The organism is Arthrobacter oryzae (assembly GCF_030812315.1).
Taxonomy (GTDB): Bacteria; Actinomycetota; Actinomycetes; order Actinomycetales; family Micrococcaceae; genus Arthrobacter; species Arthrobacter oryzae_B.
This window is the reverse complement of the sequence record NZ_JAUSSM010000004.1, coordinates 218,109-231,484: the sequence shown is the minus strand read 5'-3', so window position 1 is coordinate 231,484 and position 13,376 is coordinate 218,109. Positions and strand designations below refer to the sequence as shown.

At 66.5% G+C, this 13,376-nt stretch carries 14 protein-coding genes; 5 read left to right on the top strand and 9 right to left on the bottom strand.

All coding sequences use genetic code 11. From position 1 onward, the window contains the following. The first annotated feature begins 80 nt into the window (after nt 1-80). From J2S97_RS10265 to J2S97_RS10255, 3 genes are all read left to right on the top strand, one after another. The gene (locus J2S97_RS10265; protein WP_307049006.1) at nt 81-788 is read left to right on the top strand and encodes a DUF1326 domain-containing protein; all 708 of its coding nucleotides are present in this window, start codon (nt 81-83) and stop codon (nt 786-788) included. A gap of 31 nt (nt 789-819) precedes the next feature. Continuing rightward, nucleotides 820-1,716, top strand: coding sequence for a DUF2182 domain-containing protein (locus J2S97_RS10260; RefSeq protein ID WP_307049005.1), 897 nt, complete (start codon nt 820-822; stop codon nt 1,714-1,716). Between the two features lie 97 nt (nt 1,717-1,813). Continuing rightward, a complete protein-coding gene (locus J2S97_RS10255; RefSeq protein WP_307049003.1) occupies nt 1,814-2,230 on the top strand; it encodes an ester cyclase in 417 nt (138 codons plus the stop codon). A gap of 110 nt (nt 2,231-2,340) precedes the next feature. Here J2S97_RS10255 and J2S97_RS10250 read toward each other — a convergent pair whose 3' ends face one another. Beyond that, a complete protein-coding gene (locus J2S97_RS10250; protein WP_307049001.1) occupies nt 2,341-3,651 on the bottom strand; it encodes an MFS transporter in 1,311 nt (436 codons plus the stop codon). A 309-nt stretch (nt 3,652-3,960) separates the two neighbouring features. Further along, nucleotides 3,961-4,812, bottom strand: coding sequence for a PhzF family phenazine biosynthesis protein (locus tag J2S97_RS10245; RefSeq protein ID WP_307048999.1), 852 nt, complete (start codon nt 4,810-4,812; stop codon nt 3,961-3,963). Between the two features lie 113 nt (nt 4,813-4,925). Here J2S97_RS10245 and J2S97_RS10240 point away from each other — a divergent pair, with 113 nt between their 5' ends. Further along, nucleotides 4,926-5,270, top strand: a complete 345-nt coding sequence (locus J2S97_RS10240; protein ID WP_307048997.1) for a hypothetical protein — start codon at nt 4,926-4,928, stop codon at nt 5,268-5,270. Nucleotides 5,271-5,285: 15 nt separating this feature from the next. On the opposite strand, the gene J2S97_RS10235 is transcribed toward J2S97_RS10240, so the two are convergent. Next, nucleotides 5,286-5,750 (bottom strand): phage tail protein, encoded by a 465-nt coding sequence (locus J2S97_RS10235; RefSeq protein WP_307048995.1) that lies wholly within the window; start codon nt 5,748-5,750, stop codon nt 5,286-5,288. Nucleotides 5,751-5,786: 36 nt separating this feature from the next. After that, nucleotides 5,787-6,593 (bottom strand): helix-turn-helix transcriptional regulator, encoded by an 807-nt coding sequence (locus J2S97_RS10230; RefSeq protein WP_307048993.1) that lies wholly within the window; start codon nt 6,591-6,593, stop codon nt 5,787-5,789. 73 nt (nt 6,594-6,666) lie between these two features. On the opposite strand from J2S97_RS10230, the gene J2S97_RS10225 reads away from it, so the two are divergent. Next, nucleotides 6,667-7,179, top strand: a complete 513-nt coding sequence (locus J2S97_RS10225; RefSeq protein ID WP_307048990.1) for a VOC family protein — start codon at nt 6,667-6,669, stop codon at nt 7,177-7,179. Between the two features lie 27 nt (nt 7,180-7,206). Here J2S97_RS10225 and J2S97_RS10220 read toward each other — a convergent pair whose 3' ends face one another. The 5 genes from J2S97_RS10220 to J2S97_RS10200 form a co-directional block, all read right to left on the bottom strand. Next, nucleotides 7,207-8,901, bottom strand: coding sequence for an alpha-amylase family glycosyl hydrolase (locus J2S97_RS10220; protein WP_307048988.1), 1,695 nt, complete (start codon nt 8,899-8,901; stop codon nt 7,207-7,209). Further along, the gene (locus J2S97_RS10215) at nt 8,898-9,812 is read right to left on the bottom strand and encodes a carbohydrate ABC transporter permease (RefSeq protein WP_307048986.1); all 915 of its coding nucleotides are present in this window, start codon (nt 9,810-9,812) and stop codon (nt 8,898-8,900) included. The genes J2S97_RS10220 and J2S97_RS10215 overlap by 4 nt, the downstream gene beginning before the upstream one ends. Continuing rightward, the gene (locus J2S97_RS10210) at nt 9,809-10,726 is read right to left on the bottom strand and encodes a carbohydrate ABC transporter permease (protein ID WP_307048984.1); all 918 of its coding nucleotides are present in this window, start codon (nt 10,724-10,726) and stop codon (nt 9,809-9,811) included. Before J2S97_RS10210 ends, J2S97_RS10215 begins: the two co-directional genes overlap by 4 nt. A gap of 110 nt (nt 10,727-10,836) precedes the next feature. Next, nucleotides 10,837-12,156 carry an ABC transporter substrate-binding protein gene (locus J2S97_RS10205; protein ID WP_307048982.1) on the bottom strand — a complete coding sequence of 440 codons (1,320 nt, stop codon included), beginning with the start codon at nt 12,154-12,156 and terminating at the stop codon, nt 10,837-10,839. A gap of 121 nt (nt 12,157-12,277) precedes the next feature. Then, nucleotides 12,278-13,261 (bottom strand): LacI family DNA-binding transcriptional regulator, encoded by a 984-nt coding sequence (locus J2S97_RS10200; RefSeq protein WP_307048980.1) that lies wholly within the window; start codon nt 13,259-13,261, stop codon nt 12,278-12,280. Nucleotides 13,262-13,376: the final 115 nt, after the last annotated feature.

Here is a 13,376-nt window from a genome sequence, read left to right as displayed (position 1 = left end):
CACACCGAAAGGGGTGCGCCGCTTTCTAGGGATAAGCCGGGACCAACGGCATCTTGACAGGCGATTCGCGCAGGAATAGCGTGCGCCTTAACAGGGTGCTCTGCCCTGTGTATCTCGGCGCTGACCCTGGGCCGGTTCTGCTTGGCGACAGCGCCAGCGAGGAGGGTCCTGTGTCTTGGGAAATATCAGGAACGTACGTTGGAAACTGCAATTGCCAGTTGATTTGCCCCTGCCCGATTGACGGGGCGCCCACAGGCCCGGACGGCGAATGCCGCGGCCTGAATATCTTCCATATCGCCAAGGGAAACATGGACGAGACGGACCTGGCCGGCGTCGACTTCGCGTTCTCCAACTGGTTCCCTTCGAACCTCAGCGCAGGTGGCTGGAAGGTAGGAGTGGTCGTCGACGACGGCGCATCGGATGCTCAGGCCACCGCTTTGGAAACCATCCTTCATGGTGAGGCCGGCGGCCCGTTCGCGGATTTTGCGGGGTTGTACGGAGAATGGCTAGGCGTCGAGCGTGCAAGCGTCTCATTCTCTGATGGCGACAGCCCCTCGGGTTCGGTGGCCGGGCGCGCTGACGTCAGATTCGAGCCGCTGCCGGGGCCGGGCGGCGGGTTCACCACCGAGAAGAACGCGATGTTCGGCTTCGCCCCGGAATTCCGGATCGGCAAAGCACAGGGACACTCGGACCTCTTTGGCCTCGAGTTCGACGGCGTCTACGGCGAGACGTCCGACTTTACCTTCGCCAGCGAAATGGCAGAGGGCGCCCCGAAGGGCCGGGGCTAAGCGCGGCCGGCCGATGTATCACCGGAAACTGTTGAGGAGGGGCCGCGGGCGCATCTTTGCGCGCGCCGCCCTCTCCGGTTCTACTGCCCCGTCCGGGCTCGCCGCCACTTCCCCCGTCAGCCCGACGCCAACGGCGCCAAGCCCGTCAGCGGCGGCTTCGGTCCCGGCAGGAGCCCGGATCGACCCGCGGGAGGTCGGCCTGATCGCCACGTTGCTGATTTTGGCTGCAGTGAGCTGGGTGGTCACGTCCACCCAGCTGAGCGGAATGGACATGGGCCGGTGGACGGATCCGGGACCGCTAGGATTCTTCGTCACTACCTGGGTAGTGATGCTGGCGGCCATGATGTTCCCGTCCGTGGCGCCTATGGTGGTGGCCTACTCCAGGATCCAGAACCACCGGCGCAGGCAGGGGCGGTATGCCCCGGCCGGCTCCACTGCGGTGTTCGTGGCAGGGTATCTCATCGCCTGGACGGTGTTCGGGGTGCTGGCCTACGGGCTCTACAACGCAGTGGCGTCGCTGCTTCCCGGCTTCTTCGGCTCGGACCAGGGCGGCCGCTACCTGGCCGTCGCAGTGATTTTGGTGGCGGCGGCCTACCAGCTGACGCCCGCCAAGAACGTCAGCCTGATGAAATGCCGGAACCCCATGGACTTCCTCCTGCACGGCCTGCGCCCGGGCTACAGCGGTGCGTTGCGCATGGGGATCGAGCACGGGGCCTGGTGTGTCGCCTGCTGCTGGGCGCTGATGGTTGCCCTGTTCGCACTCGGGGTGATGAGCCTTGGCTGGATGGCGCTGATAGGGGCCTTCATCGCGGGGGAGAAGATGCTGCCCTGGAAACGGCTGGCCAACCGCTCCGTCGCGGTGGCGCTCGCCGTGATTGCACTTGGTGTGGCCCTCATACCCGCGGCGACGGGGGGCATGGGGATGTAACCGGCCGCCCTGCAAAAGCTGCACAGCGCGCGGCGGCGCGCGGCGGCCGTGGAAACGGGGGAATTCTGACAGGTCTCATCCAACAAAGGAGCAGACAATGGCTGACGGGGCTGGACTGATCGAGCGGTTCTATAAGGAAATAATCGAGGGCGGAAATCTGTCCCTTATTGACGAGTTGTCGACGGATGACTACGTCGATCATGAGGAGGCTCTACCGGGGCAGCCGCCCGGCAAGGATGGTGTTCGCTACTTCGTGAATGCGATCCGGACGGCGTTCCCGGATATTAAGGTCAAGGCGATCGGAGCATCATTGGCCGACGGAAACCTGGAGGCCTGCCACGTAATTCTCACGGGCACTCATCGCGGGGAAATGGCCGGTATGCCCGCAACGGGCAAGAGCGTCGAATTCGGCACGACCGACATTATCCGCGTCGAGGACGGCAAGGTGGCCGAGCATTGGGGAACCACGGACAACTTGACCCTCATGCAGCAGCTTGGTGCAGTCCCTACCTAGGCTCGGACGTCCGCAAATCGGGCCAACAGAGTTTCCCGCCGCCGCTCCTAGCCGACGGCGGGAGGCACAGCGTGCGGCACCGTCCCGTGGCGGTGCCGCACCCCTATGCCCTACGCGCGGGCGGACACGTCCGCCGCAGGGCCGTCAGCTGCGTCTGCGGCAACCACGTCCGCACCGGGTGCGTCAGGCGTGTGCTCCAGAGCTGTTTTTTGTTCCGCTGCCAGATAGCCCGCCTCTTTCGGCCCGGGCGGGTAGGCGTGCTTCCGCCCGGTCACCACAATGACGAGGGCGACGGCGACGGGCAGCGCTGCGGCGACCGGCACCAGCAGCGGGCCTGCCGTGGTGAGGGCGGCCGCGCCGTAGAGCGCGCCGATGGTGATTCCCAGCTGGATGGTCAGGACGGTGAGGCCGTTGGCGGCTTCGCGGTACTCCTTGCCGGCACGAAGGATGGCGGACTGGTTGTAGATGCCGATCGCGCCGAAGGCCGCTCCCCAGACAGCCATCAGCACCAGGGCGCCGGGGACGGTGACCCCGCCCAGCGGCAGGAGGAGGAACACGACGGCGACCACCGCCGTCGTGATCAGCAGTGAACGGCGGGGCCGCATGTCCACGGTGACGCCGGCGATCCAGATGCCTACCAGCCCGGAGACTCCCAGGACGGTGAGGGAGAGGGTGATGCTGTAGTCGGGCAGCCCGGCCTCGCGGAGGAACGGGGCGATGAAGGTGAACAGCGCGAAGTGCGCCATCAGCATCAGCGGCCAGGCGATGGCCACGGACATCACGCCCGGCTGGGTGGCCGCCTTGCGCAGTGACGGGCGCGGAGCGTCCGGGATCCGGCGGACGGCGGGCAGCAGCCACATGGCCAGGGCCGCGAGGACCACGCTGGTGCCCGCCAGCAGCAGGAAGGACGCCCGCCAGCCGATCAGCCCGCCCAGGGCAGTACCCAGCGGGGCGCCGATGGCCAGGCCCAGGCTGTTGCCGCTGAAGACGATAGCCATGGCCTTGCCCACCTTGTGGGCCGGAACAATGCGCGCCACGAAGGGGGCCATGGTGGTCCAGAGCAGGCCGTGGGCGATGCCGCCAACCAGCCGGGCAGCGAGGGCGGCGCCAAAATCGGACACCAAACCCACCAGGGCGTTGCTGATGGCGAAGGTCAGGACGAGCGCCACCAGAAGGGTGTGCCGGGGGACGCGGGAAAGCAGCATGGCGGCCGGGATCACCGTGGCCACGATGACGGCGGCGTACCCGGCCGTGAGGTAGCCGGCCACGGGTTCGGAGACATTGAGGCCGGCGCTGATCTGGGGGAGCAGGCCGGATGGCAGCAGTTCGGTGGTGATGGCAGTGAAGCCGATCATCGACAGCACCAGCAGGGCACCGAAAGGCATACGGGTGCGCGCGGAAGCGGAGGTCGCGGGAGACACGGGTGCAGAGTCCTTTTCAGGGAGAGGGGGAGGACCGCGGCGCCGGTTGCCGGGTCCTTAACTCAAATTACCTGATTTATTCGACCCGAGGCAGGGTCTGTCAGACCCACCTTCACGGATTCGCGCTGATGATGCCGGCTCCCGCGGGTCGGGCGGATCAGTCCGCGCCAGCAGTTCGCTCATGGAAAGCCCGTCTGGAGGCTGAAGTCGCGCAGCTTTGCTTCCACATCGTCAGTCTTGGGCGGGGCCACCGCCCGCTCACTCACCACCCGGGATCCCGATGCCGACAACGCCGCCGCCGTAGTTCCGTCATGAGATCTCGACTGCTTCACCGCTTACCGCAATCCCGCCGGACGGAGGAGTATCGACTGTGAGCACGCTCGGGCGGCCCACATGGCTGCCTTGGTGGACAACTACGCGGCTTGGCGGCTCCACGAGTGAAAGCAGGCGGAGGTATCCGCCGAAGGCAGCGGCTGCCGAGCCGGTCGCCGGATCTTCAGTGATGGTGCCAACCGGGAAGAGGTTGCGCGAGTCGTATACGCCCGGTCCAATCTCGCAGAGCGTCGTGACGGTGCCGGCCCAGTTCTGGGCATCCATCAGAGTGCGCATGGAGTCCGGGTCGAAAACGAATGAGTCGAAGATCCTTCGTTCCGCGAATACGAGAATGGGATGCCAGTTTCCGGCAAACGCGACCATCGGAGGGTAGTCGGGGTGCAGGTCGTCCCGGTCCGCGCCGAGCAACCCGAGCAGCGTCGCCAGAACACCGTCGGGGAACTCGGCCACCCGCGGCTCAACACTGGTGAAGCACGCCGTCACCGCTGCACCCTGGCCTGCAGTCTCGATCGCGACAGGACCCACGGCCGTGTCGAAGACAAAGGTCCCCGTACCATCACGCCCTGACAGCGCGACGGCCAAAGCAATCGTGGCATGGCCGCAAAACGGCACCTCGGCAATCGGGGAGAAGTACCGGACACGGTTTCGGCGGAAGTCGCCGTCAACCCTCGCTTCGGTGACGAAGACCGTTTCCGCATATCCGATGTCGGCTGCGATGGCCTGCATCCGGGCGTCGTCGAGCCGGGTTGCGTCCAGGACTACTCCCGCAGGGTTTCCCCCGTCGGGGGTGGTGGTGAAGGCGGCATAACGCAGTACTTGGGAGGTCATTTCCATTCCGGTATCCTCGCACGGCGTCCGGCCCCCCGCCCGTCAACTTGGCACCGGCACGGCCGGCCTGGCCCGGGGTTGTTCCCCGATGTCCGGGGAGGGAGGATGATTGCATGCTTCCCGAGGAGCGGTTCAACGCGCTGGTCGACGAATTCAGGGCCAGTCCAGGGGTCATTGTGCCGGGCGAACCGGGGCAGCACGGGTTCGGATCGTCCGCACTGAGGGTCAACGGCTCGATTTTTGCGATGCTTGCCGGAGGCCGGCTTGTAGTGAAGCTGCCGCATGATCGTGTCACCGCGCTGATCGGGTCCGGGGCCGGGGCACCGTTCGACGCCGGCAAGGGCCGTGCGATGAAGGAGTGGCTTACCGTCACGGCCGACGACGAGGAGTCATGGCTGGCCCTGGCGCGGGAAGCCCGGGACTTCGTGGGGTCTGCGCACCGTTCCAGCCATGGATAACCCACCGGTGTCTGGTCAGTACTCGCCCTTGATTACAAAATAGGAACCGCGAATAACGCCCGCCAGCTTCGATTTTTGCCGGGCGAACTTGAACCGCTCAGCCAATTCGTCCGGAATTTCCATGCCATCGGCAAGTTTGAACCCGACTGCCCGCTTTCCGCCGTCCTCGATGCTGTACATGACGTTGACCGACAGCCCCGACTCGTAGAAGACGTAGGCCATCCGCAAACCGTCGACTTCGAAGGCTGTCGCTTCCAGCGGGCGGGATCCGATGACGATGTCCCGCTCGTCCCGGAGGATCCGGCTCACCCGGTCCACCACTTCCGGAACCTCGCTTGCGGGGCTCACTGAGAAGACGTGGTGGTACTTGTTCCGGTAATAGCGGGCCTCGTTGGCGCGCAACCCGGCGAGGGCCTCGGGCACCGGAGACGAGTCCAAGCCGACAGTAGAGACGTTCTCGAAGTCAACGGTGTACGGCATGCAGCCTCCTGATAAGGACGTGTTGGGATCCTAACGCTACGACGTGCCCCCGGCTTGGTCCTGGACGACTGACCGGCGGTACGTGCTCGGCGTGAAGCCCAGGGTCTTTTGGAAGTCGTTCGTCAGATGGGCATGATCGGTGTAGCCGAGCTCGGCAGCTATCGCCGCGAGGTCTGCCGCCGGGTCGGTCCGGGACCGGTCAGCGGCCTCCTGCAGGCGGCGCCTTCGGATGAGCGCCGACGGGCTCAGGCCGATGTACTTCTTCGCCACCCGTTGAAGGGTCCTCGACGAAACGAACAGACGCGCCGCGACGTCTTCAAGGCGGGTCACGTCGGTGCCTGTTCCGACCAGGTCCATCATCGCGTTGGCAAGAAGGCCCTCCTCGGACACCTCCGGCCCCTCCGTTGCCAGCCAGCCAGTGAAAGCCTCCACCGCGCGCTGCCGACGTTCCGCTGGATCGGTCCCGCTCATCGCCGCCGACACGGAGGCCTGAAGATCCGGGAACGGAAGCCGCACCTGGGCATCCCGCAGGCTCCCCGGATCATCCGTGAAACGCGGCACCAGCGCGGGACGGAGGAGCGCCCCAACCGCCCAGCCCCGGCCCGTGAGATCGCGATGTGACCGGCGCGTTGTTGGGCCGGCGAACTCAACGGCATCCTGCTGAACCACCAGGTTGGACGCCGGAAACGCGATCACGTGCTGGCGTGACGTGTGCCCCGGCTCAATGTCCCATTCGGGGATCCAAAACCACTGCACCAGGTCCGTGACGGAGGCAGGCGCGGGTACGCGGTGAAACGTGGGAAGCCGGGCCGGGTAGAGGATTCCCTTGAACGAATCCACCATCGGAGGGCACTCCTTATCCAGGCTGTCGCAATTCTCCAAGCCGCCGGGCGGACCGCTGCGTACCGTGAGATTTATGACTGATACTACAAGCCCCGCACTGACCACGGCCGCTGACGGCAAGCACACCACGTCCGGTATCCCGCACGGCTTCACGTGCCTCACGCCGTTCCTTGCGATCACCTCTGCCAAGGAGGCGATCACCTTCTATCAGGATGTCTTCGGCGCACGCCCCGTTAATGTCACCGAGATCGGCGGAACCGTGGTCCACGCCGAACTCGACTTCGGCCAGGGGAGGCTCCAAATCGGCGAGCCCAACCCCGACTATCACCTCGTCCCTGCCCCGAACGGCGACGATGACTGCTACTCCGTCGGCTTCTACTGCGCCGATGCGGACGCCCTCGTGGCGCGGGCCGAGCTGGCAGGGGCAACCGTTCGGGAGCCGCTGTCCACCTTTGTCTCAGGAGACCGGTTCGCCAGCATCCGGGACCCCTACGGTGTGCGCTGGTCCATCATGACCCGCGTCGAGGACCTCTCGGAAGAGGAAAGCACTCAGCGCGTCGCCGACTGGGCCGCCAAGCAAGGCTGAACCCAGGCAGCACCTCTCCCGAAAAACTCAGTCCCGAAGCACCCACGCGGCGTTGTCCGGCTGCAGCCAGCCGTCGGTTTCCAGTGGGACCGCGCTGGCGATCACGGTCCCGGCCGGCAACCGCACCGGCCCGGTTCCCATCGCGACGGCCACCAGGAACTTCGGGCTGCGCTCGCAGATCAGCAGGTTCCCGTCCTCCACACGCCAGCTGCCGCCGTCGTCCGCGGTGAACACGCCCTGCTCCCACAGCTTGCGGCGGAGTCCGACGGCGGCAGTCACCAGCGCGAGCGTGGAACCGGGATCCTGCTGCTGGGTTTCGACCGCGTGCCGGCCCCAGCCCCTGGGCTGCGGCAGCCACGGCGCTGATGCCTGGCTCGCCGCCGGCTCACCAACAGGACCCAGCGAGAATCCGTGGTTCAGCGCCGCGTCTTCGGTCCAGGGCAGCGGGACGCGGGCGCCGTCGCGGGTGATGCCGCCGCGGGCCCACATCGGGTCCACCCGGGCGTCCACCGGGACGTCCACCTCGGGCAGGCCGAGCTCCTGGCCCTGGTAAATGTAGGCGGCACCCGGCAATCCGAGCAGAGCCAGCAGGCCGGCCCGCGCCCGGCGGACACCCAGTTCGCCGCCGCCCGCTCCGCTGCCGGCGAACCGCGTCACCGAGCGGACGATGTCGTGGTTCTCCAGCGCCCAGCTTGGCGCGGCGCCATGGAGCTGCCGCGCGGCCTCCAGCTCCGCCCCTACAGAAGCCCACGCCGCGGGATCCCAGCCGAGCTTCACGAAGGCGAAGGCGAAGGCCTGGTGCATTTCGTCCGCGCGGGTGTAGCGGGCTGCGCGGGCAGGCTCCAGGTTGACCTCGCCCACCAGCAGCCGGTGCGGCTGGTACTTCTCGGCGAGGGTTCGCCAGCGGCGGTACACCTCGTGGACCTCCTCCTGGTCCGAGACCAAGGGATTGGACCGGAGCCCGTCCACGACGGCGGTGGCGGACGGCGCGTCCGGCAGGCCGTCGGCCTTGAAGAGGGCATGGGCGACGTCGATCCGGAGGCCGTCCACGCCTTTGTCGAACCAGAAGCGGAGCACGCCTTCGAAGTAGTCGCCGACGGCCGGATTCCGCCAGTTCCAGTCGGGCTGTCCGGCGGAGAAAAGGTGCAGGTACCACTCGGTGTCCGTTGGTGAGCTGCCGCTGTCCGGGTCCGGGTTGGCGCGGCTCCAGGCCTGCCCACCGAATACGCTCTGCCAGTTGTTGGGCGGCAGGTCGCTGGGGGAGTCCGGGCCGGAACTGCGGCCTTCGACGAAGTGAAACAGCTCCCGCTCCGGTGAGCCCCGCCCGGCAGCGAGTGCCTGCTGGAACAGCGGGTGGGCCGAGGAACAGTGGTTCGGAACGACGTCGAGCAGGATGCGCAGGCCCAGCGAGTGGGCCAGTTCCAGCAGCCGGTCGAACTCGTCCATGGTGCCGAAGAGCGGGTCCACGCCGCAGTAGTCGCTGACGTCGTAGCCCTGGTCCACCTGGGGGGAGGGTTGGAACGGGGTCATCCAGATGCCGTCCACGCCGAGCGAGGCGATGTACGGGAGCCGGGCGATAAGTCCGGCGAGGTCGCCCACGCCGTCGCCGTTCCCGTCCGCGAAGGAGCGCGGATACACCTGGTAGATGACCGCGGACTCCCACCAGCCGGCGTCGTGCGCCGCTTCCGGTGACGCGGCCCCCGAAACAGAGACAGCGCTCATTTGCCGGCCCCGGCGGTGAGGCCTTCCACGATCCGGCGCTGGAAGATCAGCACCATGATCACCAGCGGGACAGTGACGATCACGCCGGCGGCCATCTGCTCGCCGAACGGGGCCTGGAATTCGGTGGCGCCGGTGAACTTGGAGATGGCCACGGTGGCGGTCTGGATCTTGGGGTCGTTGATCATCGAGAGGGCGATGATGAACTCGTTCCAGCTGTGGATGAACGTCAGGATGGCGGTGGTGAACACTCCGGGCGCGGCCAGCGGGAGCAGCACCTTCCGGAAGGCCTGCCACTTGGTGCAGCCGTCGATCATCGCCGCTTCTTCGAGGTCGAACGGCAGCTGTTTCATGAACGTGGTCAGGTTCCAGACGGCGAGCGGGATGGCGAAGGACAGGTTGGGGATGATCATCGCTTGGTAGGTGTTGATCCAGCCGAGGTCCGTGAAGAACCTCAGCAGCGGGACCACCACCGAGATGCCGGGGAACATCGACGTCGCAATAATAACGCCGAGGATCACGGACTTGAACCTGAAGTTGAGCCGGGAGATCGCGTAGGCGGCGAAGACACCCAGGACCAGGGCGAACACCGTGGTGGTGCCCGCCACGATCAGGCTGTTGAGCAGGGCCTGACCGAACATGGTGGAGCCGTCGAACACCTTCACGTAGTTTTCGAGGGAGAACGGCGCTGGCAGCAGGGTGTTGTCGAAGATGTCCGCGGTGCGGCGGAGGCTGGAGACGATCATCCAGTAGAACGGCGCCAGGCAGTAGGCGAAGATCAGCACCAGCCCGGCGTACACGGAGTAGGAGCGCCAGGTGCGCTTTTTCCTCGCTGGGACGGGATTGTCGGCGTTCCGCTGGCCGGCGCGCCGGTTACCGTCAGTGGCGAGGCTGCGGAGTTCGGTGATGGTCATCGGGTGGCCTCGGCCTTCTGTGAACGGTTTGCCTTGCGCTTGATACCCAGCTTTTTTGTGCCCGTGACGTCCGCGCCCAGTACCTTCACAAATACAATCGCGACGACGGCGACGTACAGGAACAGCACGACGGCGAACGCGGAGGCGGAGCCGTAGCGGAGCTGGTTGGATTCATCCCAGGCGAGCATGGAGAGGGTTTCCACGGATTCCTTGCCGGGCCCGATGAGGACGAACGGAAGGTCAAACATCCGCAGGGCGTCGAGCATGCGGAACAGCACTGCCACCAGGAGCGTGGGCTTGACCAGGGGGAGTGTGATGGAGCCCAGCTGGCGCCACCAGCCGGCGCCGTCGATCTTCGCGGCCTCGTACACTTCCTCGGGGATGATCTGCATGCCGGCCAGGACCAGCAGGCCGATGAACGGTGCCGTCTTCCACACCTCGGCGATGATCACGGCCAGCTTGGACGCGGTGCCTTCGGCGGTCCAGAGGATCTCGCTGCCCAGCAGGCTGTTGGCGATGCCGTCCGACTGGAAGATCCAGCGCCACAGCAGGCCGGAGACTGCGGTGGGCACGGCCCACGGGACCAGGATGCTGGCGCGGAGGAAGGCCCGGCCGCGGAACGCCCGGTTCATGGCCAGCGCAAGGCACAGGCCCAGGACGGTTTCCAGCAGGACGGTGGTGACGGTGAAGAACGTGGTGTTGCTGAAAGCGTTGAGGAAGCGCCGGCCGGATTCGCCCACGAACAGGTCCGCGTAGTTGGCCAGGCCCACGAAGGCCTCGCCCTCGGTGACGAACCCGTCCGCGTCCAGGCCGGACTCGGCGCTGAAGAGTGACTGGTGGACGGCCGAGATGAGCGGGTACACGATCACCAGGGCCAGGACCAGGAGCGTGGGAGAGAGCAGCATCGCTGCCATGCGGCCTTCGCCGGAACTGCGGTTCTTGCGGCTGCGGTTTCTTGGGTTCTTCAGATCCTGAGGCGCCGAAGGAGGCGCCGAAGGAGGCGCCGAAGGAGTAACTGTGGTTGTCATTTCGCGGTGATCTCTTCGAGCTTGGCCTGCATGTCCTTCAGCGCCGTGTCCGTGTCCTTGGCGCCGGTGAGGGCGGCGTAGGCCTCTTCCTGGATGGCCTTGGTGGTGGCGCCGTACTGGACCACCTTGGGGCGGGGCTGGGCGTTGGTCAGGGATTCGAGCAGGGTGGGGAAGAACGGACGCTTGGCCACGACGGCGGGGTCCTCATAGAGCGCGGCGTAGGCCGGGGCGCGGGAGCTGAGGGCCAGGCGCTTCTGGGCCTGTTCCTGGCCGGTGAAGAACTTGATGAACTCCAGGGCCGTGGCCTTGTTCTGGGTGAAGGGGGAGACGGCCAGGTTGCGGCCGCCCAGGGTGGAGACGCCGGGGCCGTTGGTGCCCGGGATGGAGGTGATGTCGAACTTGCCGGCCACGGAGCTGGAGCCGTCCGTGGCGCTCAGGGACGAGTAGAGGAACGGCCAGTTGCGCAGGAAAACCACCTTGCCGTCCTGGAATGCGCGACGGCCCTGCTCCTCCAGGTAGGTGATGGCGTCGGACGGGAAGAGGCCGTCCTTGAAGCCGTCCACCAGCTGGGAGAGGCCTTGCCTGGCTTCGGCGGTGTTGACGGTGGGCTTGCCCTCGGCGTCCACAATGCTGCCGCCGGCGGAGGCCACGGCCTCGGAGAAGTTGACGGTGAGGCCCTCGTTCTTGTCGAACTGGCCGGCGTAGCAGGACATGCCCTTGGCCTCGGGGAGTGCCAGCACCTTTTCGCAAGCGGACTTCATCTCGTCCCAGGTTTTGGGCGGGGCGGCCACGCCGGCGGCTTTGAGCAGGTCGGTGCGGTAGTAGAAGAGCGCGCCGTCGGTGTAGTAGGGGGCGCCGTAGAGGGTGTCGCGGTACTTCGCGGCGTTGACGGTGGCGGGGATCATGTCCGCGGCGGGGATCGCGTCCTCGGGGAGCGGCAGGACCCACTTGTTGGCCGCGAATTCGGAGTTCCAGACGACGTCCAGGTTGAGCACGCTGAACGTGTCCGACTTGATCTGCGCGTTCTGGATGAGCTGCTGGCGCTGCTGGTCGGCGGAATCCGGCAGCTCGATGAAGGTGACTTTCTCGTCCGGGTGGGCGGCGTTCCACTCGTCGATGCTCTTCTGCGCAGCGCCCGAGGCGTCGCGGGAAGAGACGTAGTTGATGGGGCCCTTGCCTTCGAACGCCGCGGCGGCGTTGGCGGCGGCCTTGGGTTCCTGCGCGGATCCGCCGCAGGCCGTGAGCGAGACGGCGGCTGCCGTCACGAGGGCGGTGGTGGTGAGAAGAGTCTGCCAGGTCCGGCGGCGCTGCCTCATGTGTTGCTCCTTCAGGGGGTTTTGGGCATGGGGGAGAACGACGACGACGGCACGCGTCAGTGCCGGCTGTTGCCGTTGGGTTTTGGGTTGGGTGTGGTGTGGCTGGGTTGGGGAGTTTGGTCTAGGTAGAGGTACAGGGTGGCGCGGTGGAGCCGCGTTCGATGAGCTGGTGCGGCATGATCTTGGGCCCCAAGTCGCGGGAGCGGAGGAGTTTCTTGACCGCCATCCGGCCCATGTCCTCGAGCGGCTGGGCCATGGTGCTCAGGGGCGGGTGAACGTGCAGGGCGGTGGAGGTGTTGTCGAACCCAAGGACGGAGACGTCTTCCGGAACCCGGCGGCCCCGTTTCTGCAGTTCGTTCACCACGGCGGCCCCCATCTCGTCGCTCATGGCGAAGATGGCGGTGAGGTCCGGTTCCTGGTGGAGGAGTTCGTCCAGGCCGGGGGCGCCGCTTTCGTAGAAGAAGCTGCCGGTGGCGGTGACGGGGGTGCATTTCGCCTCGGACATGGCGCGGAGGTAACCGCGTTGGCGCGGCTGGGCCACGTAGATGGAGGCGGGGTCGCCGGCGAGCAGGCCGATGCGGCGGTGGCCGAGCTTCAGCAGGTGACGGGTTGCGTCGTAGGCTGCCTGTTCGTCGTCGATGGCCACACTGGGTGAGCCGGATTTGTCGCTGATGGCCACGGAGATGATGGGGATGTTCGGCCCCAGCAGCTGCCGTGTTTCGGGGGTGATGACGGCGGAGATGAGGATGACGCCGGCTGCCCGGTAGGTGCGGAGCGTCCGCAGGTAGCCGGCGATGAACGCCGACTTGGCCCCGGTGCGGCCGAGCATCACGGCGTAGCCGCGCTCCTGGGCTTCCTGCTCGACGCCCAGCATGACCTGCGAGGCGAGGGCGTCCGAGACCATCGGCGCGAGGAGCCCGATCACGGAGGTCTGCCGGGTTTTCAGGCCGCGGGCCAGGTAGTCCGTTTCGTAGCTGAGGCTCCGGACCGCGTCCTCCACGCGCTCGCGGGTCTCGGTGGAGTAGCCCACCAGTCCGTTGACCACCCGCGAAACGGTGGCGGGAGATACGCCGGCGTGCTTGGCGACGTCCCTGATGGTTACCACTGTTTCTCCTTGCGGGTGCTGCGGGGGCTGAATGCTGCTTCACCACGGCGTTACGCAAACGGTTTACGTAATCGGTTTCGTGATCTGCTCCACCAACACTAAACGGAGGGGAACG